Annotated in this window: 19 protein-coding genes; 11 read left to right on the top strand and 8 right to left on the bottom strand. The window is 55.7% G+C overall.

Translation table 11 applies throughout. The annotated features are described in order from the left end of the window. Positions 1-147 precede the first annotated feature (147 nt). The 5 genes from ASB66_RS24695 (at position 148) to ASB66_RS24675 (ending at position 5,824) form a co-directional block, all read left to right on the top strand. Positions 148-987 carry an ABC transporter permease gene (locus tag ASB66_RS24695; RefSeq protein ID WP_060717667.1) on the top strand — a complete coding sequence of 280 codons (840 nt, stop codon included), beginning with the start codon at positions 148-150 and terminating at the stop codon, positions 985-987. Continuing rightward, positions 984-1,835, top strand: coding sequence for an ABC transporter permease (locus tag ASB66_RS24690; protein ID WP_060717668.1), 852 nt, complete (start codon positions 984-986; stop codon positions 1,833-1,835). Before ASB66_RS24695 ends, ASB66_RS24690 begins: the two co-directional genes overlap by 4 nt. Continuing rightward, positions 1,832-2,890: an ABC transporter ATP-binding protein gene (locus ASB66_RS24685; RefSeq protein ID WP_060717669.1), complete on the top strand. Its 1,059-nt coding sequence runs from the start codon at positions 1,832-1,834 to the stop codon at positions 2,888-2,890. The genes ASB66_RS24690 and ASB66_RS24685 overlap by 4 nt, the downstream gene beginning before the upstream one ends. Before the next feature lie 139 nt (positions 2,891-3,029). Further along, positions 3,030-4,757, top strand: coding sequence for a methyl-accepting chemotaxis protein (locus ASB66_RS24680; protein ID WP_060717670.1), 1,728 nt, complete (start codon positions 3,030-3,032; stop codon positions 4,755-4,757). Between the two features lie 173 nt (positions 4,758-4,930). After that, a complete protein-coding gene (locus ASB66_RS24675) occupies positions 4,931-5,824 on the top strand; it encodes a protein phosphatase 2C domain-containing protein (protein WP_060717671.1) in 894 nt (297 codons plus the stop codon). 2 nt (positions 5,825-5,826) lie between these two features. Here ASB66_RS24675 and hisC read toward each other — a convergent pair whose 3' ends face one another. Then, positions 5,827-6,885 carry a histidinol-phosphate transaminase gene (hisC, locus tag ASB66_RS24670; RefSeq protein ID WP_060717672.1) on the bottom strand — a complete coding sequence of 353 codons (1,059 nt, stop codon included), beginning with the start codon at positions 6,883-6,885 and terminating at the stop codon, positions 5,827-5,829. Positions 6,886-7,207: 322 nt separating this feature from the next. On the opposite strand from hisC, the gene ASB66_RS24665 reads away from it, so the two are divergent. From ASB66_RS24665 to ASB66_RS24655, 3 genes are all read left to right on the top strand, one after another. Continuing rightward, positions 7,208-7,951 carry a helix-turn-helix transcriptional regulator gene (locus tag ASB66_RS24665; RefSeq protein ID WP_081088994.1) on the top strand — a complete coding sequence of 248 codons (744 nt, stop codon included), beginning with the start codon at positions 7,208-7,210 and terminating at the stop codon, positions 7,949-7,951. A gap of 316 nt (positions 7,952-8,267) precedes the next feature. Then, the gene (locus ASB66_RS24660; RefSeq protein ID WP_060717674.1) at positions 8,268-8,672 is read left to right on the top strand and encodes a helix-turn-helix domain-containing protein; all 405 of its coding nucleotides are present in this window, start codon (positions 8,268-8,270) and stop codon (positions 8,670-8,672) included. A gap of 340 nt (positions 8,673-9,012) precedes the next feature. After that, the gene (locus ASB66_RS24655) at positions 9,013-10,179 is read left to right on the top strand and encodes an acyltransferase family protein (RefSeq protein ID WP_060717675.1); all 1,167 of its coding nucleotides are present in this window, start codon (positions 9,013-9,015) and stop codon (positions 10,177-10,179) included. 47 nt (positions 10,180-10,226) lie between these two features. Here the strand turns inward: ASB66_RS24655 and ASB66_RS24650 are convergent, their stop codons facing one another. Further along, positions 10,227-10,697: a GNAT family N-acetyltransferase gene (locus tag ASB66_RS24650; RefSeq protein ID WP_060717676.1), complete on the bottom strand. Its 471-nt coding sequence runs from the start codon at positions 10,695-10,697 to the stop codon at positions 10,227-10,229. Between the two features lie 21 nt (positions 10,698-10,718). Continuing rightward, positions 10,719-14,492, bottom strand: coding sequence for a methionine synthase (metH, locus tag ASB66_RS24645; RefSeq protein ID WP_060717677.1), 3,774 nt, complete (start codon positions 14,490-14,492; stop codon positions 10,719-10,721). Between the two features lie 257 nt (positions 14,493-14,749). Here metH and ASB66_RS24640 point away from each other — a divergent pair, with 257 nt between their 5' ends. After that, entirely contained in the window at positions 14,750-16,006 is a 1,257-nt protein-coding gene (locus ASB66_RS24640; RefSeq protein ID WP_060717678.1) for an AGE family epimerase/isomerase, read from the top strand. 113 nt (positions 16,007-16,119) lie between these two features. On the opposite strand, the gene ASB66_RS24635 is transcribed toward ASB66_RS24640, so the two are convergent. The 5 genes from ASB66_RS24635 to ASB66_RS24615 form a co-directional block, all read right to left on the bottom strand. Beyond that, positions 16,120-16,599, bottom strand: coding sequence for a hypothetical protein (locus ASB66_RS24635; protein ID WP_147274079.1), 480 nt, complete (start codon positions 16,597-16,599; stop codon positions 16,120-16,122). Positions 16,600-16,744: 145 nt separating this feature from the next. Continuing rightward, positions 16,745-16,969: a hypothetical protein gene (locus ASB66_RS24630; RefSeq protein WP_060717680.1), complete on the bottom strand. Its 225-nt coding sequence runs from the start codon at positions 16,967-16,969 to the stop codon at positions 16,745-16,747. Between the two features lie 476 nt (positions 16,970-17,445). Next, entirely contained in the window at positions 17,446-18,267 is an 822-nt protein-coding gene (locus ASB66_RS24625) for a thermonuclease family protein (RefSeq protein ID WP_081088995.1), read from the bottom strand. A gap of 185 nt (positions 18,268-18,452) precedes the next feature. Then, complete coding sequence (locus ASB66_RS24620; RefSeq protein ID WP_060717682.1) at positions 18,453-18,884, bottom strand: plastocyanin/azurin family copper-binding protein; 432 nt, start codon at positions 18,882-18,884, stop codon at positions 18,453-18,455. An 80-nt stretch (positions 18,885-18,964) separates the two neighbouring features. Next, positions 18,965-20,368 (bottom strand): aminotransferase-like domain-containing protein, encoded by a 1,404-nt coding sequence (locus ASB66_RS24615; protein WP_114386999.1) that lies wholly within the window; start codon positions 20,366-20,368, stop codon positions 18,965-18,967. A gap of 107 nt (positions 20,369-20,475) precedes the next feature. Between ASB66_RS24615 and ASB66_RS24610 the strand changes: the two genes are divergently transcribed. After that, positions 20,476-21,339, top strand: a complete 864-nt coding sequence (locus tag ASB66_RS24610; protein WP_060717683.1) for a DMT family transporter — start codon at positions 20,476-20,478, stop codon at positions 21,337-21,339. A 404-nt stretch (positions 21,340-21,743) separates the two neighbouring features. Next, positions 21,744-22,382, top strand: coding sequence for an outer membrane protein (locus ASB66_RS24605; RefSeq protein WP_081088996.1), 639 nt, complete (start codon positions 21,744-21,746; stop codon positions 22,380-22,382). The last annotated feature ends 37 nt before the right edge of the window (positions 22,383-22,419 follow it).

Genomic DNA, 22,419 nt, shown 5'->3' with positions numbered 1-22,419 from the left:
GTTGTGGAGACCGAGCCTCATTCGCCAGCCAGTGCATCCGTGCCAAATTCATCCAGGCCCAGTGCGCCGACGTTCAACGCCCCACTGCCCAGCCTACCCATAGTCGAAGGCTCCAGACCGCAACCAGCGCCTCGCCCCAAAAGCCTGATGAACTGGGATTGGCTGGGTGTGCTGCCGTTTTTCCTGTTTGCCATTCTGTTTCTGATCGGCCCGATCCTTTATCTGGTCAAAGGCTCTTTCCAGAATCCGGCCGGTGATTTTACGCTGGAGAATTTCATCAGCCTGGCCACCCCCAATATCATGGCCGCCTATTCCCTGTCGCTGCGCCTGAGCCTGGCCGCAGCCTGTCTTGGCGCCATCGCCGGTCTTCTGGTTGGCTATGCCATCATTCTCGGTGGCCTGCCGCGCTGGGTGCGCACCGCGTTCATGACATTTTCGGGCGTTGCCTCGAACTTCGCCGGTATTCCGCTGGCCTTCGCCTTCATTGCCACTCTGGGCCGGTTGGGCCTAGTCACGGTTCTGTTGCGCGACATGTTCGGCTTCAATCTCTATGGCACTGGTTTCAGCCTGTTCTCCTTCTGGGGCCTGGCGATCACCTATCTTTATTTCCAGCTGCCGCTGATGGTGCTGATCATCACCCCCGCTCTGGACGGGTTGAAGGGCGAATGGCGCGAAGCGGCGGAAATTCTCGGCGCTACCCGCCGCCAATATTGGCAAATGGTCGCCCTGCCGGTGCTGACCCCCTCCATTCTCGGCTGTTTCCTTCTGCTGTTTGCCAATGCCTTCGGCACGCTGGTCACCGTCTATGCCCTGACCGGCTCGAGCTTCGGCGTCGTGCCGATCGTGCTTTACCAGCAGATTCAGGGCAATGTGCTCTACAATCCCAATCTCGGCTATGCGCTGGCGGTTGGCATGGTGGCCATCATGGCCGTCACCAACACACTCTATCTTATCCTGCGCAGCCGCGCCGAACGGTGGCAAAAATGAAAAAGCCCTTTCCGCTGGTCTCGACCGTCATCGTCCTTATCGCTGCCGCCTATTTCCTGGTACCGCTCTATGCGACCTTCCAGTTTTCCCTGCAAATGCTGCGGGGCCAGTGGAGCTTCGCCGCTTACCGTTCGGTGTTTTCCAGCGACGAGTTTCTGTCTACCCTCGGCTATTCAGCCTTTGCCTCACTGATGGCGATCGTGGTCGGTGCCGTCATCGTCGTGCCCACTGCCTATTGGGTACGGCTGCGGCTGCCGAAACTGCGGCCAATCGTCGAGTTCGTCAGCCTCCTGCCGCTGATCATTCCGCCCGTCGTGCTGGTGTTCGGTTATATCCGGCTGTTTGGTTCCAATTCCTATCTGCCGCTCACCATGTCGGACAATGGCACCAATGTGCTGCTGGTGATCGGCTATGTCACATTGTCTCTCCCCTATATGTTTCGGGCTGTGGACAATGGCATGGCCGCCATCGACATCGTCACCCTGACGGAAGCGGCTGAGAGTCTTGGCGCATCGCGACTGCGCACCATTGCGGCGGTGATTTTCCCAAATGTCCGCTCGGCCATCGTCTCCGGCGCCTTTTTGACCTTTTCGATTTCGCTGGGTGAGTTCGTCTTCGCCAGCCTGCTCAATCGCCCGGCCTTTGGCCCTTATATGGTCAAGATCGGCCAGGATCGCGCCTATGAGCCCGCAGCGCTGGCTATTCTGTCCTTCGCGCTGACCTGGGGCTGCATGGTCCTCATGCAAGTATTCGCCAATAAAAAACCCGGACAGCGCTGGTTGCCACGCCGTATCGCACGTCAGGCCCCGCTGTCCTCTTCCATGCCCCCAAGGAGTGCAACCCGATGAGTTTCCTCAGGATCGAAGCGGTCAGCAAAAGTTTCGCGGCCAATACCGTCGTCAAGGAATTCGATTTGCCGGTGAACAAAGGGGAGTTTATCTCCTTCCTGGGACCGTCCGGCTGCGGCAAGACAACCGTTCTGCGCATGGTGGCCGGGTTTGAAACGCCCTCCTCCGGCTCGATTGTCATTGATGGACAGGACGTCACGAAACTGCCGCCCAATCGCCGCCGGATCGGCATGGTCTTCCAGGCCTACGCCCTGTTTCCCAACATGAATGTGTTCGACAATGTCGCCTTCGGCCTGAAGATCGCCAAGAAGCCCAAGGCGGAAATTCACAGCCGGGTGATGGAAATGCTGAAGCTGATCCATCTGGATCATCTGGCGGAGCGCTATCCCTATCAGATGTCCGGCGGCCAGCAGCAGCGCGTGGCGCTGGCCCGGGCGCTAGCGCCAAAGCCACAGGTTTTGCTGCTGGACGAGCCGCTGTCGGCGCTGGATGCCAAGATCCGCGTGTCGCTGCGCGAGGAAATCCGCCAGATCCAGCGCCAGCTTGGCATCACCACCGTGTTCGTCACCCATGACCAGGAAGAAGCCCTGTCGATTTCCGACCGGATCGTGGTGATGAATGGCGGGCGCGCCGACCAAATCGGCACGCCATCGGAAATCTACAATCATCCTCAAACCCGTTTCGTCGCCTCCTTCGTCGGTACGCTCAACCTGATCGAAGCCAAGGTAACGGACACCTCCAGCAATACGATCCTGATCGGCGACCAGCAGGTGAGCCTGAAAAAGCCACTGGGCAAGTCCAATGGCGAAACCGTCACCGTGGCTTTGCGCCCGGAAGCCGGATCACCCGCCGAAGGCGCCAAAGGGGATGTACGGCTGAGCGGCAAAGTCACATCAAGCCATTTTCTCGGCTCGGTCATCCGTACACGGCTGGATGTCGGCGGTGCCACGCTGTCCTTCGACATGTTCAACGATCCGGGCGTTACGCCGGCAGTGATTGGCGAAACTGTCACCCTGAAATTTGCAGGTGACGACCTGATGGTGGTGGCGGATTGATGATCTTTCCGCACCATACCCAGAATTGACAGAGCGCAAAAATCCACCCATGAATTGAATTTAAACATGCTAATTCATGTGTTTACGCATTATCAATAGAAATCAAATATAAAGCCTCATCACGTAGGAGGCATCTTAAATGGGACTGTTGTCGTTTGGCTTCGGTGCAGACAATAAAGGCGTTTTGGAAGCCGTCAATCGGTCCCAAGCCATTATTGAATTTGACCTCAATGGCAATATCCTTGATGCGAATGATAATTTTTGCAAAGCGATCGGCTATCAAAAATCGGAAATCGTCGGCAAGCACCACCGGATCTTTGTCGATCCGGAAGACGTTAAAAACCCAGCCTATGCCGAGTTCTGGGCAAAACTCGGTTCCGGCCAGTTCGATCAGGGTCAATACAAACGCTTCACCAAGACCGGCGAAGCGATCTGGATCGAAGCTTGTTACAATCCGGTTTTTCGGGGCAATAAGCCCTACAAGGTCGTGAAAATCGCAACCGACATCACAGCCGCAAAAAACAAGACCATGGACAGTGACGGCAAGATCGATGCGCTGATGCGCTCTCAAGCCGTTATCGAATTCACGCCAACCGGCCAGATTCTCACAGCCAATGAGAATTTCTGCAAAACATTGGGCTACAGCTTAAGCGAAATCGTCGGAAAGCATCATTCGATGTTCTGCGAACCCGCCTATGCTGCCTCGCCTGAATACAAGCAATTCTGGCGCAGCCTCGCTGCGGCCGAATATCAGAGCAACGAATTTCTGCGCATCGGCAAAGGCGGCAATTCCGTCCATATTCAAGCAACCTACAATCCAATTTTCGATGAAAAGGGGAAAGTCGTTAAGGTTGTGAAATTCGCAACCGATGTGACTGGCCGCGTCAAAGCCATCGACGCCATCGCTGCCGGTCTGGAACGTCTTTCAAACTGCAATATCCGCATGACAATCGACGAGCCGTTCATCCCGGCCTTCGACCATCTGCGCACAAACTTCAACATGTCGATCGGTAAGTTTCAGGAAACGCTGGCACAGGTGTTGACGGAAACGGCGTCCGTGGCCGCCAACAGCAAGGAAATCCAGGAAAGCTCCGCCAGTCTCGCTCACCGCTCCGAACAACAAGCCGCCGCACTGGAGCAAACCTCAGCCGCATTGGAGGACATTACCACCGTCGTTAATCAATCCAGTGCGAGCACCAAGAACACCAGAGATCTGGTGCGTGATGCGCGCCAGGCTGCGACCGAATCTGTGAAAGTTGTCAACTCGACGGTGGACGCGATGAGCCGCATCGAGGGTGCTTCGAAAGAAATCAGCAACATCATCAGCGTCATCGATGAAATCGCCTTCCAGACCAATCTCCTGGCCTTGAACGCGGGCGTGGAGGCCGCCCGTGCAGGCGAAAGCGGCAAGGGCTTTGCTGTCGTGGCACAAGAAGTGCGTGAACTGGCCCAGCGTTCCGCCAAGGCCGCCAAGGAAATCTCGGAACTGATCGGCAAATCCAGCAATGAAGTGAAAGACGGTGTGCGTTTGGTCGGGGAAACAGGCAGCGCTCTGAACCGGATCGAATCCTTCGTTCAGTCCATCGATGACAATATCGAGGCCATTGCTACAGCCGCAATAAAGCAATCCACCAGCCTTGGCGAAATCAGTTCCGCAGTGAATGCGCTGGATCAGATGACGCAAAAGAACGCTGGCATGGTCAATACGATCAACACCATCAGCGACGCGCTTTCCAGCGGCGCTGCCAAGCTGACAGAACTGGCCAGCCGGTTCCAGCTGAACAGGCGATCAACGATCCGTGGGCCGGGAAGCGATGCTGCGATGCGCGGAAACAACAGGCGGGACAGCAACCGCTCGGCGGCCTGACCAAAAGACCTTTGAGACAGCACGCCTCCTTTAAGCAACACCCACCTTTGAGCAACACATTGGCGAAAACATCGCCAGTGTGTTTGGTTTTCGGCATTTTTATTTTGCGGTCCATGAAGCGATAGGCCAATTTTCGCGCATCTTCAAAGCTGCGGCTTAACGAAAGAGTGCCTATGTCTGCCACGCCAGCCTTGACCACCCCTGCCCTGGCCATCATCGACACGATCAGCGATCCGGGCAAAAGCGACCGCAGCAACGAGGACAGACTGGGATATAATGAGCAGGCCGCGTTCGTGCTCGACGGCGCAACCGGGTTGGGCGACGTCCAGTTCATGGAGGGCTACGGTTCCGATGCCGCCTGGATCGCCCAGTTTGCCGCAAAACGGCTGACCACGGAACTGACCTGCGACACCAATGTCACCGAGGTGATCCGCGCCATTGCTTTTGACGCCCATGAGCTTTTTACCGCAGCGGCAGGCGACCAGCCCCGATATACCTGGCCACTGGCGGCCCTGGCCGGCTTGCGGGTAACGCCGGATGGCGCAGAATTCATTGGCCTTGGCGATAGCGTGCTTTATCTTCTGCATGACGATGGCCGGGTAGAAACCCATATGGCTCTGCCGGATGCATTTGAGCGTGAACAGCAGGCCGCCCGCGCCCATGTGGAGCGCGCGGGCGGCATCGGTGCAAGCGGCATGGCCCACACAAGCGACACCGAAACATTGGAAAATTTACGCAGCAAACGCGAACAGCAAAACACGCCTGGCGGCAGTGTCTGGTCTCTGGGGCTCATACCCGATACCGCTGATCATCTGGTTCGCACAGCTCTGACCATCGAGACCGGCGCCACGGCACTGATCTGCTCGGATGGACTGGCCGATCTCATCAGCCTCTACCAGGCCTATGATCCTGCCGGTCTGGTCAAACGCGCCGCAACCGCCGGATTGAAGGCCCTGGTCACCGAATTGCGACATCTGGAACGCGAGGTCGATCCAGACGGGCTACAATTTCCACGTTTCAAGCAAAGCGACGACACGACGGCGATCCTCTGCCGGATCGATCGTTGAGCTTAGCCTAATATCTCTCTCAGAGCCCCCAGCAGCCGGTCGCATTCGGCATCTGTGCCGATGCTAATGCGCAAAAAATCACCGATCCGAGGCTTTTGAAAATTGCGCACCAGGACCGATTTTTGCCGCAGCGCCAAGGCGAGATCGGCACCGGCCCGGTTCGAATGTCGCGCAAACACAAAATTGGCAGAGGATGGCAGGACCTCGAAACCCAACCCCTGAAGACCGAGGGAGAGACGCTCCCGGCTGGCTATAACCAGATCGCGGTGACGCTCGAACCATTCCCGGTCTTCCCAGGAGGCAACGGCCCCAGCGAGCGCCAGCCGATCGAGCGGATAGGAATTGAAACTGTCCTTGACGCGCTCCAAGGCCTCGATCAACATCCGTTGCCCGACCGCAAAACCAACCCGCAATCCGGCAAGGCCCCGCGATTTCGAAAAGGTCTGAACCACCAGCAGGTTCGGATAGGTTTTGACCAGCGGAATGGCACTTTCCGCACCGAAATCCACATAAGCCTCATCAATCACCACGACCTGATCGGGATGGTCACGAATAAGAGTTTCAATCTGCGCCAAAGACAGGGCAATGCCCGTTGGCGCATTGGGATTGGGCAGGATGATCGCGCCACACGGCTGCCGATAATCCTCTATCCGCACCCGCATGGCATCATTCAAGGGGATCTCTCGGAAATCGATGCCATAGAGCCGGCAATAGGTTGGGTAAAAAATATAGCTGACATCCGGAAACAGCAGCGGCTTATCATGGTTCAGCAGGGCCTGAAACGTGTGCGCCAAGACCTCATCGGAACCATTGCCGACAAACACCTCGCCCGGATCGAGATTGTGGCTTTTGGCAATAGCATGGCGCAGCGGCAGGCCGGTCGGGTCGGGATAAAGCCGAAGCGTGCCATCCACCGCCTGTCGCATCGCGGCAATCGCATGCGGCGAAGGACCGTAGGGGCTTTCATTGGTATTCAGCTTGACCAGATCGCTGATCGCCGGTTGTTCACCCGCCACATAAGGCATCAGGGATTGAACGATCGGGCTCCAGAAGCGGCTCATGAAAATTCTCCACGGATAGGAGGCGGGATAGAGTGTGGCGGCAATCAATTTTCATTTTTGATATCTCAGGCGCAGATTGATGCCAAGGCACAGCAGATATTCATGCATCCTAACCTTTTCAGCCGCGCCGCCGGTTCGAATGCCGCAAGAGAGCCGCAAGCGAAACACTATTCACCAGGTTCAGTGGCGACTGCGCTCACCACCCCCCAATTTATGTCAGGATGATCCTCTCTCGCGGGGTTTGACTTTTTTTGAAAGTATGTCTTATATAATTTTCATACAAAACAAGTAATATAAAACCCTTTAAAAATTATGGGTAGCAATGACTAAAGACATAACATCGACAAATCTTGATGCAACCCTATCGTTTCTATCTCAAATAAAGCAAACAGACACAATCAAAAATCTTGTAGATTTAACAAAACATGAAACATGCCGGTACGGTGTTAAAAATATCGTTCTAGGATTTCCACCCAAAATTGGAATGCTACCCAGCCAGCAAATGCAGGGTATTTTACTTGCCGACTGGCCTGACGAATGGTCGCACCTCTATTTCCGCGACAATCTGGCATTTAAAGACCCTGCCATCCGGCAGATCGTCAGATCGGAACCCTCCTTCGTCTGGTCGGATTTTTCCAAAACATTGGCTATAAGCCGCGACGAAAAATGGCTGATGGATCAGGCCAAGGAGTTTTTTGTCAGCAATGGCTTCACCCTCCCCATCCTATCCCTGGACGGACGCTGCGCGGGTGTGACGTTCGCCGGCAGCGACATTGATGATTCGCCACAGGCAAGAACCGGCATGACGCTGATCGCAAGCCTCATCTTCGCACGCACGTTGGAACTGCATAGCGAAAATCATAAGCAGGCCAATCCCCTGACCCCACGGGAAAGGGAAGTGATCGGCTGGATTGCCAATGGCAAAACGGATTGGGAAATCAGCGTGATTTTCGGGGTCTCCGAAAAAGCAGTAACCAAGCATGTCGGCAATATCATGATGAAACTCGGCGCCGTCAGCAGATCACACGCCATTGCAGAAGCCTTCCGGCAAAAATTGATATGCTGAAATCTGTCAAGGTGGCTTTTCCTCCACTACGCGGATTTAAAGTTTTTTGTAACGTTTAAAATTTTCAATACTTGAACAAGAAACGATGGTAAAACGATGAAAGCGCTGATTAAAAAGATATTTATTTAAGGACCTTAAAAAACAAAACCCCGCTAATTGATTAGGAAAATCCAAAAATAAACACAATTTACAGTATTAAATTCTTAAAATAGAACGAACATACGATAGTATTCTCTCATTTTTTGACTGTTGATCATATTGCAAAACACAGAACGAAGCATGAGCTAATTTCCGTTGTAGTCTATTGAGATCGCCCATGACATTGCTCAAAAAAACATCAGATGTGCATGATTATAACATCCTGGCGGGTGAACGCTTGAAAAGCGCCCGAAAGAACAAGGGGATGAGCCAAGCCGACGTTGCAAGAGAACTGGGTGTGACATTCCAACAGCTGCATAAATATGAAAAGGGCATCAACGGCATGAGCGCCAGCAGACTTGCCGTTGCAGCCACTCTCTTGGGAATGGACCCCGATTTTTCCTACACCGCCGATAATGTCGACGCACCGCCTGAGGATAGTTCAAGCGAGCTGACAGATCTGGTTAAAGCGACATCACGGTCAGACGCGCTTGAACTCAACACATGTTTCGCCAGCATCAAAAACTCTAATACACGCAAAATCATTATTTCCATTATCGAACAGATTGCATCTGCGCGTTAGCGCTCGTCCGGCACGGCGGCAAAGTCCACACGGCTCCAAGCTCCTTAAACCGGTAGAATACCGGGCCTGACCTCTCCATAAACCCAATCACCTATAACCACAGGCCTGCATTGTGATGGCAATGCCGGGGCCTGAGCATCGTCCATTTTCTGGTCCAACGATTGGGTGAAGCAGACCCCCTCCCACGAAAGTGCAGTATCAAAAATTTCAACTCAATATATCGATCAAAATTTGAACAGTATTGTCCTGAATAAGGAACGAAACTGAGCAAATTACGAATTAGTTCATATCAGTTTTACAATATAACTAATTCTAGTCTTTTATAATCGAGGTATTTTAGATGAAGTCGATTGGTTCTGTCTTGGATGAACATCGAGGCATCGGTCCGGGATTTGATTTCCTCAGAATTTTCCTGGCAGTCATGGTTTTACTAGACCATTCATTCCTGATTGCCGAAGGTGAAAAATATCAGTTTTCGCAGCCCGGAATCACAGTCTTGCAGGCTGCTATCCTGCCAATGTTTTTTGCACTCAGCGGCTTTCTGATTACCGGCAGTGCCATACGTCTTCGACTAAAAGACTTTCTGCTCAATCGAGGCATCAGGATCGTGCCGGCCCTTGCGGTCGACATTGTGTTTGCTGCGTTGATCCTCGGTCCACTGTTTACCACCGCCAGCCTCCCGACCTATTTTCAGTCCTATGAATTCTGGGCCTATTTCGCCAATATCTTTGGCGTAATCCATTATGTCCTACCGGGTGTCTTCGAGCACAATCCTTTTCCATCGACCGTGAATGGCTCTCTGTGGACCGTTCCCTATGAGATCGGTTGCTATGCCATCATGTCAGCGCTGATCATTTTTGGGTTTCTAAAGCGCCCTACGATGGCACTGGTGGCGACGGCCTGTGTCGCCGTGATCATCATCGCCCTGAAGGTCGAAAACATCAGCCCGTCGAGCCTGGGCGGGCTGTTTCCGCCTGAAAGCCCCGGCTACACCCTGCTTAACCACTTCATCGGCCTGCGCGGCCTGATGCTCTATGTCAATTTCATGCTGGGATCGGTGTTCTTCCTGTTTCGCCGTTTCATTCCAAAACACTGGGTTTTGGTGGTCATCTGTTGCGTAGTGCCGATTGCCACATCTTTTGCGCTTCCCGACGTGAGCGGTAGCACGCTCTGCACCATTTTTGCGCCGATGCTGGTCTATATCACCGTCTATGTCGGAATGCTGCGCATTCCACCCATTCCGCTTTACCATCAGGGAGATTATTCCTACGGGATCTATCTGTATGGATATCCGTTCCAGCAGGCCTTGGTAAACCTTTTTCCGAAGCTGACATCACCCTGGCTGCATTTCGCCATTTCGCTTCCGATAGCCACCATCATCGCCATGGGCTCCTGGCACTACATTGAAAAGCCGATCCTGCGCCTACGGAAGAAATTTAGCTTCACGGCCCAGAAGGGAGATACCAGGGAGGTCATGCCGCGTGCGGAGGCGGTGATGAAATCATGACTTTCGAGAGCAGAGATCCAGAGAATTTCTATTTTCCCTGACGAACTCTAAGCACCCGCCTCCATGCGGTAAACTTTGCAAACCAACCCATCTGAAGAGCGATAGGTTCGAAAACCCATCGCCTCGTAATAGGCAAGCCCTACATCGTTATCGGCGCCAATGGTCGCTTCGATATTCTGAACCGGAAATGCTTCGGCAGCCCGTAACGTCTCTCGAAAAAGGGCAGAACCAACCCCTCGCCGTGCGGCAAGTGGGCTTACGTGAGTGCCGATAATGCCCCAGCCCTCAGGGGTGCCATAGGGGTTATCTGCCGTCGCATATCGCAACGACTGAAACCCAAGAATGCGACCGTCCTCATCTTGAGCAACCGAGCACTCAATGCGGTTCTTGTGGTCGATATAATGCGCAAGCACCCACTCAGGATCACCCGCACTTTTGCGCAGGCCCGCAGCAAATATCTCGTCGATAGCCTTGCTCATCCCTTGGGCATCAAGAGAGTTTGCCGGTCTTATCTGCATGTTCCCTCGACCTTCAGACGATCACGCCGCCGCATCCGTATCCACCGCTGCCTTCGGCACGTAATTGAGCACCGGCCCAAGCCAACGCTCAATCTCGCGCACCTCCATGCCCTTGCGGGCGGCGTAATCTTCCACCTGATCGCGCTCCACCTTGGCCACGCCAAAATAATAGCTATCGGGGTGGCCGATGTAGAGGCCGGAAACGGAAGAGCCAGGCCACATGGCGTAGCTTTCCGTCAGCGTTACGCCTGTGGTGGCGGTGGCGTCCAGCAGGTTGAACAGCGTGACCTTTTCGGTGTGGTCAGGCTGGGCCGGATAGCCGGGAGCTGGGCGGATACCGGCGTAGGATTCCGAGATCAGCTCTTCTGGTGCAAAGGTCTCGTCTGCGCCGTAGCCCCAGAATTCCTTGCGCACGCGCTCGTGCATGCGCTCGGCAAAGGCTTCGGCAAAGCGGTCGGCGAGTGCCTTGACCATGATGGAGGAATAATCGTCATTGGCGCGCTCAAAGCGCTCGGCAATCGCCACTTCTTCGATCCCTGCCGTGACCACAAAGCCGCCAACGTAATCTTCCACGCCGCTATCAACAGGGGCCACGAAATCGCTCAGGGCGACATTCGGGCGGCCATCGCGCTTGGAAAGCTGCTGGCGCAGGGTGAAGAAGGTGGCCAGGTCTTGCTTGCGGCTATCGTCTGTGAACAGGCGGATATCATCGCCAACGCTGTTGGCGGGCCAGAAGCCGATGACGGCACGCGGGCAGAACCATGTCTCATCGATGATTTTCGTAAGCATGGCTTGCGCATCGGCATAGAGTGCGCGTGCGGCTTCGCCCTGCTTTTCATCTTCCAGAATGGCGGGATAACGGCCTTTTAGCTCCCATGTCTGGAAGAAAGGTGTCCAGTCGATATATTTCGCCAATTCCCTAAGGTCGTAATCCTCAAATACCTTGATGCCGGTGAAGCTCGGCTTTTTCGGCTTGTAGCTGGCCCAATCCACCTTGGCGGCATTGGCGCGGGCGCGGGCAATCGGCAGGCGTTGCTTTTCCAGCTCCGCACGGGCATGCGCATCGGCCACCTTGGCATACTCAGCCCGTAGGGTTTCAATGGTGGTGTCGCGGGTATCGGGCGACAGCAAGGACGAGACAACGCCCACGGCGCGGCTGGCATCCAGCACGTAGACCGCTTGGCCCTTCTGATATTGCGGATGGATTTTTACCGCCGTATGCACGCGGCTGGTGGTGGCACCGCCAATCAGCAGCGGCACGTTAAAGCCTTGGCGCTGCATCTCCGCCGCCACATGCACCATTTCGTCCAGCGATGGGGTGATCAGGCCGGAAAGGCCGATGATATCGACATTTTCCTTGATCGCCACTTCCAGAATCTTGGCCGCAGGCACCATCACGCCAAGATCGATGATTTCGTAATTGTTGCAGGCCAAAACCACGCCGACAATGTTTTTGCCAATGTCATGCACATCGCCCTTTACGGTGGCCATCAGGATTTTTCCTGCGGCTTCGCGCTCGCCCGTGCCGCCATTGGCGCGCTTTTCTTCTTCCATGTAGGGCAGCAGCACGGCCACGGCCTGCTTCATCACGCGGGCGGATTTTACCACCTGCGGCAGGAACATTTTACCCGCGCCAAACAGGTCACCGACCACATTCATCCCCGCCATCAGCGGACCTTCAATGACGTGGAGCGGACGCGCCGCCGCCTGGCGTGCTTCCTCGGTATCGGCATCGATAAATTCGGTAATGCCATTGACCAAAGCGTGTTCCAGCCGCTTGGCCACGGGCAGTTCACGCCAAGACATATCCTGCACACGCGCCTTGGCCTCGCCCGTACCGCGATAGCGTTCGGCAATCTCCAGCAGCCGTTCCGTGCCGTCTTCACGGCGGTTCAGCACCACGTCTTCGCAGGCCTCCCGCAGTTCTGCATCAATGCTTTCATACACCGCCAGCTGGCCAGCGTTGACAATGCCCATATCCATCCCCGCCTGAATGGCGTGGTAGAGGAACACGGCATGCATCGCTTCACGCACCGGCTCATTGCCACGGAACGAGAAGGACAGGTTGGAAACACCGCCGGAAATATGCACCAGCGGCATGCGCTGGCGGATGGTTCGGGTGGCCTCGATGAAATCGACGCCGTAATTGTTGTGCTCTTCAATGCCCGTGGCAACAGCAAACACATTGGGGTCGAAGATAATGTCTTCCGGCGCAAAACCCGCTTCTTCGGTGAGGATCTTGTAAGCGCGGGAACAGATTTCCACCTTGCGCTCATAGGTATCCGCCTGCCCCTGCTCGTCAAAGGCCATGACGACAACAGCGGCTCCGTAATTGCGGATCAATTTAGCATGGGCGACAAAACTCTCTTCGCCTTCCTTCAGCGAGATGGAGTTGACGATGGCCTTGCCCTGCACGCATTTCAGGCCGGATTCGATGATCTGGAACTTGGATGAGTCGATCATGACCGGAACACGGGCAATATCGGGTTCAGCAGCAATCAGGTTGAGGAATTCAACCATGGCCTTTTCTGAATCGATCAGGCCCTCATCCATATTGATGTCGATGATCTGCGCGCCGTTTTCCACCTGATCGCGGGCCACAACGAGGGCCGCGTTGTAATCGCCAGCAGTGATCAGCTTGCGGAACTTGGCAGAACCAGTGACGTTGGTGCGCTCACCCACGTTGACGAATGGAATTTCCTTCGTCAGCTCAAAAGGCTCAAGACCCGAAAGCGACATGAACGGGCGATGCTCTGCGGGCTTGCGTGGCGTCTTGCCCTTCACCGCCTCTGCAATGGCCGCAATATGCGCAGGTGTGGAGCCGCAGCAGCCGCCAACCACGTTGACGATGCCTTCCTCAGCGAAGCCTTCCACCAATTTCGCCATGTATTCCGGGCTTTGGTCATACTGACCAAATTCATTCGGCAAACCGGCATTGGGGTAAGCGGAAACGAACGTATCAGCAATGCCAGACAGTTCCTGCAAATGCGGGCGCATGGCATCGGCACCCAAGGCGCAGTTCAGGCCAATGGTGAAGGGCTTGGCATGGCGCACAGAATTCCAGAAAGCCGATGGCGTTTGGCCAGACAGGGTGCGGCCAGAAAGGTCGGTAATCGTGCCTGATATCATCACCGGCAAGCGAATGCCCTTGGCAAGGAAACGCTCCTCGCAGGCAAAAATCGCTGCCTTGGCGTTCAACGTGTCAAAAATCGTCTCGATCAGGATGAGATCGGCACCGCCATCAATCAAGCCATCGATCTGCTCGCCATAGGCAAGGCGCAAATCATCGAAAGAAACAGCACGGTAGCCAGGATTGTTGACATCGGGCGAGATCGACGCCGTGCGGTTGGTTGGGCCAATCGCACCCGCCACAAAGCGGCGCTTGCCGTCTTCGCGCTCGGCACGAAGAATTGCGCGGCGCACGACCTGCGCCCCATGCTTGTTGAGATCGTAGACCGCGCCTTCCATTTCGTAATCCGCCTGGGCGATGCGGGTCGAAGAGAATGTGTTGGTCTCAACAATATCCGCTCCCGCCATGGCGTAGCGAAAATGAATATCTTCAATAGCTTCCGGCTGGCTGAGAATCAGAAGGTCATTATTGCCCTTCTGGTGGCAAGCACAACCAATGAAGCGCTCGCCGCGAAAGTCATCCTCATCCAGACCAAGGCCCTGAATTTCCGTGCCCATGGCCCCGTCGAGGATCAGAATACGCTCACGCGCCGCCTGTTGCAGAGCTTTGAGGATCTCTGCGCCGTCGCGGTTCGCCCCTTCACGTCCAAACAATTGATCGAGCATGAGCGACTTCCTTCCATTCCCAGGGTTACGTACCCAATCACATAAAGATATGTTTATGTCAATATGCGGCCCGTCATTTGCTTGTGCCAGTCAGGCGGCACGGCGGCTTCCAAACGCATTGCGGCACAGTCTATCATAAAGGGTGAACGGACCGGTAACACTCTATGGCTGCTGGATAATTTTCTCCTTAAATCGATTTCGATTTTGTCCATTATGCAGTATAGACACGGGCGATTTTGTACCGCGTGGAGGATGATATGTCGAACGTCAATCAAGGAAAACCGCTGGCTGACCAATGGAGCGGACGGCCTTACCATCGCAAATGGCTGCTGGATCAGGCCGATGGCCTGTTTGATTTCTTCCAGACAGCGGCAATCAACCCCAAGGGCGGCTTCTACGATCTTGCCCGCGACGGCACACCATTGACGACAGACAATCCGGTGCGCGGCATCCATGCCAGCGCCCGCATGGTGCATTGCTATGCCATCGGCGATCTGCTGGGCCGTCCCGGCGCTGCCGATGTGGTGGATCACGGCATGCGTTATCTGTGGCGCAAACATCGTGACGAGAAGAACGGCGGCTATGTCTGGCAATTGAACGACGATGGCGTCGCCGATGGCTCCAAGCAGGGCTATGGCCATGCTTTCGTGCTGCTGGCCGCCTCCTCCGCCAAAGCCGTCGGCCATCCACTGGCCGACCGGATGCTGGAAGATATTACCGAGGTGCTGGAGACCAAATTCTGGGAGGAGCGCCACGGCGCCATTGCCGAGGAATTTTCGCAGGATTGGCAGCCGGTCGCCGGCTATCGCGGCCAGAATTCAAACATGCACCTGACTGAAGCGCTGATGGCCGCTTTCGAGGCAACCGGCGAGCAGCATTATCTCGACAAGGCCACCCGGATCGCCGATCTGATCATCAACCGGCGCGCCCGCGAAGAAGCTTTCCGCGTTGCCGAACATTTCGATGAGGAATGGGTGGTGGACCGCAATTACTATCACCCCAATGAAATGTTTCGCCCTGCCGGCACCACGCCCGGTCACTGGCTGGAATGGGCGCGCCTGGTGTTGCAGCTCTGGGTGCTGACGGGCAAGCAGCACGACTGGATGCCGGAAGCAGCCAGCGGCTTGTTCTACCAATCGATGTTGCTGGGCTGGGACCGCAAGAAAGGCGGCTTTTACTATACGCTGGACTGGGACAACGTGCCCGCCAAGACCTTCAAACTGTGGTGGCCGCTTTGCGAGGCCGCCGGTGCTGCCCATTACCTCAACCAGCACCAGGGCCGCGACCTGAACGAGGAAAACTACCGCAAGATCTGGAATTTCATCGCCAACAACACCATCGACAAGCAATTCGGCGGCTGGCACGAAGAGATGACGGAAGACCTCGTACCATCAAACAGCCTATTCCCGGGCAAGGGCGACATCTATCACGCCCTTCAAGCCTGCCTTATTCCGCTGTTTCCAGCCGAAGGCAGCCTAACCAAGGTCATCCAGGAATATCCGCTGGACGTGTAATTCTATAGCGACCATCACCCATTATAAGCCCGCCTTCTGTCCGAAGGCGGGTTATCAAAGTCATTTCCGCATTTCCGGACGGAAAACCGCTACACACTTTTCCTGGAAATGCTCTATTTCATCGACTTGTCGATTTCGAAACTGGCCGAGAATTTCGTACCTTTTTGCAACGTGCCGGTGCAGGCCACCAGAAACCGGTCATTATTGATCTGGCTGGTATTGCAGGCGCCATTCGCAGCGATCCGCTGCAAGCCACTCTTGGTGCTTCCGTCATTGAGGATGACTTCGTCCAGCTTGAGCGTCTCAATCTGGCTCTTGTCGCGCGGCTTGTCCTTGGAGGGAATGCCGGTGAAGGTAATGATATGCGTGGTGCCCATGAAGAAATAAAGGCCGGAGCGGCCATCACTATGCAGGCTGCGGCCAATTTCAGAAGAACAGGCCTTTGTCAGATCCTGATCACCGATGGAAACCCGCAGGCATCGCCCCTTGACCGATGAAAACTGCGGCTGGGCCGCTTCCTTGGCGCCTGCGGCATAGACAACTGTTACAGAACCAATGGCAGCCACGGACAGCGCCAAAAACAACCGAGCCATCTTCATCGCCAACCCTTACGCTCGCCTCAACTTCAGACCATGAATCGTGGTAGAAGACGAAACTGCCGCGAGCCTTGCGTGGTCATCGCGGCAGAATAAAAGCGGCCATTGAAAACGGAGCTGCTGGCACAGGTTACGTCAAACGTTACAGGCAGTCGGCTGGTCCCTGCACATGGGAAAGACTGTCGATCACATGGGCTGCGGGAACGCCTGCTTTGCGGCAACGCAAGCCCAGATTACGCTGGCGGGCCGCATCATCCAGCAGGACGGCAAACGCGCTGAGAGATACTCCGTCTGCCCGCAAGAGCTGACGGATCATTGGGTCCTTGAGAACTTCGGACATGGTCAGGTCAGTCATATCGTAGGTCACTGGTCTTTTCTCCCTTTGTCCGTGCTGTGCGTGCCGCGCAATCTTTGCCTTAGGCTTCTTTGAAGTCAGCAAACAATTAGGAACGCCGCAAACCGGATTTTGCTCCATGAGTTCCAAAAGTTTTTTATTCTCTGCTTATGGAGGAAAGCATAAAGCCAAGGTGTTACGATCTGATGTCGTGCAGATGGCGCAAAAGTGGCAAGACTGGCAAGTTTTGGAGGCGTGCGACACGAAACGGCACAACATTTACGTGCAAAACTCACAACGGCACAGAAAAAACATCCAGAGTGTGTCAGGTTCAGATTGAACCGACGGCACAGCAAGGGTCACCAACCGTCAATAGCTGATGGTCAGGCCCATTCTTGATGATAGAAACAGCACTTTAGAGTCTGTCAGGTCCATATTGAACCAGACAAACTCTCGCTTCTTCTGTCTTTTCGGGAAACTCGCGTTCCACTTTTCCCTAGCAAACTCTCTCAGCACCAGGGCTGGCGATGGCCGGTCCAAGGCCTGACCAATCCTTCATCGACCATCATCGCACCAAGTGAGCGGCCATTGCGGCTGACCACGCGCAATTTCCGGCCATATTGGTCTTCATCCCGCATGCCAAAGGGAGACAGATCGAAACTGCCCGCGCTGAGCAGATCACGCAACCGGACCTTGGCGGCAAAGCCCCGGTCGCGCTCGGATTTGCATTTTGCCTGTTCGGTTTCGGGCGCATCGATATCGGCAACCCGGATCTTGGTCTTGTTGACCCAGAAGGTGTCGCCGTCGACAACGCAATTGTCGAGCCCGCTCGTGCCACAATAATAAAATTTGCCGGAAACTCGCTGCTTATCGACCCCACGCGGCTGAAGGGAGGCAACGACCTGTCCCGGTACCAGCGTGGTGGCTGGCGGCAAGGGACTATCATCTCTTGACCGCGGCATCATTGATGCGGTCGGGATCATCGTCGTGGCGGGTGGCAGTGGCGTCGGATCGAGCCTGCGTGCCATCGGCGTTGGAACGCTTGCGGGTGGAATCGGGCCAGTCTCGCTGCGGCTACTGGTTTCGCGGGACGAATGGCCCTCTAATTGGGCGATATATTTGCCGCCGGTCCCGAACGTCTTGTCGATCAGTCCCGGCAATTCCTTGCGGTGGTCATAGGCCGAAACGCCAGCCACCACCACAACAAGCGCCCCAAACCATGGCCAAAGGCTGCCGCCCGCCCCTGCCCGTTTTGCTCTTGCCCCACCGGATGACCGGCGTTTGTTTGCGCCCCCGCGCCTTGCCCCTCCCGCTGCTTTTCTAGCCGCCATGTTTTACTCCTTGTCGAATGGCGGCATTATCGTCGTTAAGAGTTTCTAAAAGGTTGGCGCCGTCAGTGGAAAAGCTCGTCCAAAATGAAACATCATACTCCCACAACGGCCCGAGATGCAGGCATGAAAAAGCCCGCATCGCTGCGGGCCTATCATTAAGAGGCAACCAGATTATCGGATGCCGATCAGGGTGTAACAGTCAGCTTACCCTGCATACCGGCCTCGTAATGGCCCTTGATATTGCAGAACACCAGGTAGCTGCCTGGCTTCAACGTTACCTTAAGCTTGCCATCGGCGCCGGGCTTCAAATCCGACACTTCACCAAGGCTCTTCAGCTTCTTTTCGTCAACGCGGTGCTTGGCCGTATCGAGCGGGATCTTGGCATCCGGCGTCGCCAGCTTTACCACGATCATCTCATGGTCTTCCGACATGGCATCGTTATGAACGTGGAACACCGCCGGACCAGCGGCAACCGTTGCAGGCTCCATCTTCAGCCCCATGGCGCCACCACCCTCACCCGTTTCGGTGACCTTGATCTGGGTTTCAGCCGCAAAAGCCACCGATGCCGTAAGGCTCGTTGCAATAAGGGCTGCGTAAAGACCGGTCTTGAACATCATGATGTAAACTCCTGATTGGGTTTCTTCTGACACCATCTATGATGATCATTGCTGACAGCGCTCTGAACGCGCCGTACCCTTCACCGCAATTGCTGCAACCCCGCCTTCAATGAGCCAAGAACCCTCGCATCCATGGTTTGCGCCACGTTGAAACGCATGAACCGGCCTGCATTCTGTGACAGGCTGAAGACATTGCCGGGTGCCAGAATGACGCCATCCTTCAGGCAGTGCCGGGCCAGAGCGCCCGAGTCGATCCCATCAGGCATTCGACACCACAGAAAAAGTCCCGCCTTCGGCTGGAGCCAGGGCGTGAAGCCAAGCGACGACAACTCCGCCGCCACAGTGCTGCGCGCTGCGGCCAGCCGGGTTTTCAGCCCTTCAAGATGTTTACGATAGCCACCATCCGTCAGCACAGCCAACACCAGCTCGGCGGAAAGCCGCCCACCACCAAAACTGGTGGCAATCTTCAAGTCGGTCAGTCCCTCGATCCAGTCGCGCCGGGCGGCGATATAACCGCAGCGCACCGAGGCCGACAATGTCTTGGAAAAACTGCCGATCTGCACCACCCGGTTCAATCCATCGAAGGCCGACAGCCTCGCGGACGCGACATCTTCGAAATCGGCAAAAATATCATCCTCGACGATGGTCAGGTCGGCCCGGTCGGCAAGGGTCAGTAGCCGATGGGCATTGACCGCAGAAAGGCTTGCACCGGTGGGATTATGCACGCCCGAATTGGTAATATAAAGCCGCGGCTTATGCGTCTCGACAATGGCTGCGAAGGCCTCCAGATCCGGCCCATCCGCAAGATAAGGCACGCTGACTATATTGGCACGGTGCGCCCGCAGCAGGGCGTGAAAGTTGAAATAGCAGGGATCATCGACCAGAACGCAATCACCCGGCTCCAGAAAAAACCGGCAGACCAGATCGATGGCATGGGTCCCCGATTCCGTCAGCATGATCGCGTCCGCCGCAACCGTCAGCCCATGATCGGCCATCCGCCGTGACAGCAATTGCCGAAGCCCTGGCAAGCCTAGAGGCGAACCGTAATCGGTCAACACCGCACCATCGGCACGGCCAAGGATGCGCATGGCGCGGCGAAGAGCTGCCTGCGGCAACCAATCGGGCGGCAGCCAGCCACATCCCGGCTTCAGCATATCGCCACGGGTTTCCAGCGACTGGCGAGAGACCCAGAAAGGATCGATCTCCCGCTCCAGCCGAGGCCCGAGATTGGTCAAGGACAGAGGAGCCAAGGGAGCCGCCACGAAAAACCCGGAGCCCGGCCGCGAGCGGATCAACCCTTCCGCCGCCAACCGTTCGTAAGCCTCCACCACTGTGGAAACCGAGACCTGCATGGTCTTGGCAAAGCCGCGCACAGAGGGCAGTCGCGCGCCCGTCGCCAGGCTTCGGGAGGAAATGCGCGTGCGGATAGCCGCCATTACCGTCTCGATCCGGCTTGTTCCCTGCGCGTCCAAATCGCTCATCATCGCCTCTGTATTGCCCGAACACCCATAACAGTTTGGCAAAATTGTATTGCACCGTCTCTGGCATATCCATCACCTCGGCGCAAGAACACCAAAAACAGGAGCATCACATGAACAAGACGACGAGCGGGCTGATCAATGGTTTTCTGGGCATGCTGATCTTCAGCGGTTCGCTCCCGGCAACCCGGGCTGCGATCGGCAGTTTCGACCCGGTTTTTCTAACCGTCGCCCGCGCCAGCATAGCCGGTTTGCTCGGCTGCGGCCTGCTTCTGATTTTTCGCCCGGCTAAACCCAACCTTGCGGAGATCGCAGCGCTCGCCATGGTCTCACTCTGCGTGGTGATTGGCTTTCCCTTGCTGACGGCCTATGCATTGCAGCATATACCCTCGGCCCGTTCGCTGGTTTTCATAGCGTTATTACCACTTTCAACCGCCCTTTTTGCCGTTCTGCGTGGCGGTGAGCGTCCGCGGCCGATCTTCTGGCTGTTTTCCGGCCTCGGTAGCGCGCTGGTGATCGGCTTTGCCCTGTCTCAGGGGGCCGCCACTGCATCCTATGGCGACCTACTGATGGTCCTCGCCATCCTGATTTGCGGCCTTGGCTATGCCGAAGGCGCAAGACTATCGCGCCGGCTGGGCGGCTGGCAGGTGATCTGCTGGGCGCTGACGCTGGCCTTGCCCATCAGCGTCGTGGCCGCCGCCCTCACCCTGCCGCAAACGCTGAGTGGTGTCACCGCCGGCGCCTGGCTCGGTCTCGGTTATGTCTCGCTGTTTAGCATGTTGATCGGCTTCATCTTCTGGTATCGCGGCCTTGCCCAAGGCGGCATTGCCGCCATCGGTCAATTGCAATTGCTGCAACCGTTTTTCGGCCTGGCGCTCGCCGCCGCCCTTCTCCACGAGACCGTCAGCGCCTCCATGCTGATCACCACGCTTGCGGTCGTTGCCTGCGTGACTGGAGCCAGGAGGGCGACACTGTAGCCTCCAGCCAAAACCCGCCAAAAGAACACCAAGGCGCTACTGCATAATTCCTTAAATCGGACTCGATTTCAGGAGAAAATTATGCAGCAGATATAAAGAGCTACAGCGAACCTTTGTGCGCCATGTATGGCGCACGGCGCTGTAGGCGCCCTTGGCATTTCCTCACTCCCAATAACTAAAAATTCATCACAAAAACGAAATGCACAGGCTTTTCGCTGCACTATCGAAGCGAAACAACCAGCAAAAACCCGCAGAATTTGACAGTAAACCACACGAATAAGCTGCTAATTGACCTCTTTTGCGGAATTTAAAGCTCATAATTGCATAAAACGTGATATTTTTGCTACATACACGCAAATGAATAGATTATATCCCACTCACCTATTAAACGAGTGGAGACGAATATGAATAGAATGACCCTCCTTGCAACTGCTGCAACCCTCTTCGTATCGGCAGGCATTGCCATGGCCGCCGATGCAGTCGACCAGGTTCCGACCGCACCTGCTGCTGTTGAAACCCCCGCAGCGTTTTCATGGGCAGGCGGCTATATCGGTGTTTACGGCGGCTACGGCTGGCTGGATGCCACACTGTCGCAGGGCGGCGCATCGCTCTCGGATAATTTCGATGGCGGCCGCATTGGCGGATTTGGCGGCTGGAACTTCGATGTCGGCCACAACGTGATTCTCGGCGTAGAAGCCGACGTGAACTACGACTGGAACGAAAACAACTATTCCGGCGTCAAGGTGGGCATGGATGTCTCCGGCTCTGCCCGCGCCCGCGCCGGTTACGCCATTGACCGCGCCCTGCTGTTTGTGGCTGGCGGCTGGACGGCAGACAGAGCCTATATCAAGTCTTCGTCCGGCGATTTCGACAAGACCCTGAACGGCTGGACCATCGGCGCTGGCGTCGATTATGCGATTACCAATCGCATCTTTACCCGCCTCGAATATCGCTACAACGATTACGGCACCAAGAACCTTGGCGGCATCGATTTTGACACCAAGCAGAATGTCGTCAATCTCGGCGTTGGCATCAAATTCTGATAGACTGCCTTACGCATCAGCCCCGGTTTAACGACCG

Source organism: Gillisella vitis (assembly GCF_001541345.2).
Classification (GTDB): Bacteria; Pseudomonadota; Alphaproteobacteria; order Rhizobiales; family Rhizobiaceae; genus Allorhizobium; species Allorhizobium vitis.
This window is presented reverse-complemented; position numbering and strand designations above follow the sequence as displayed.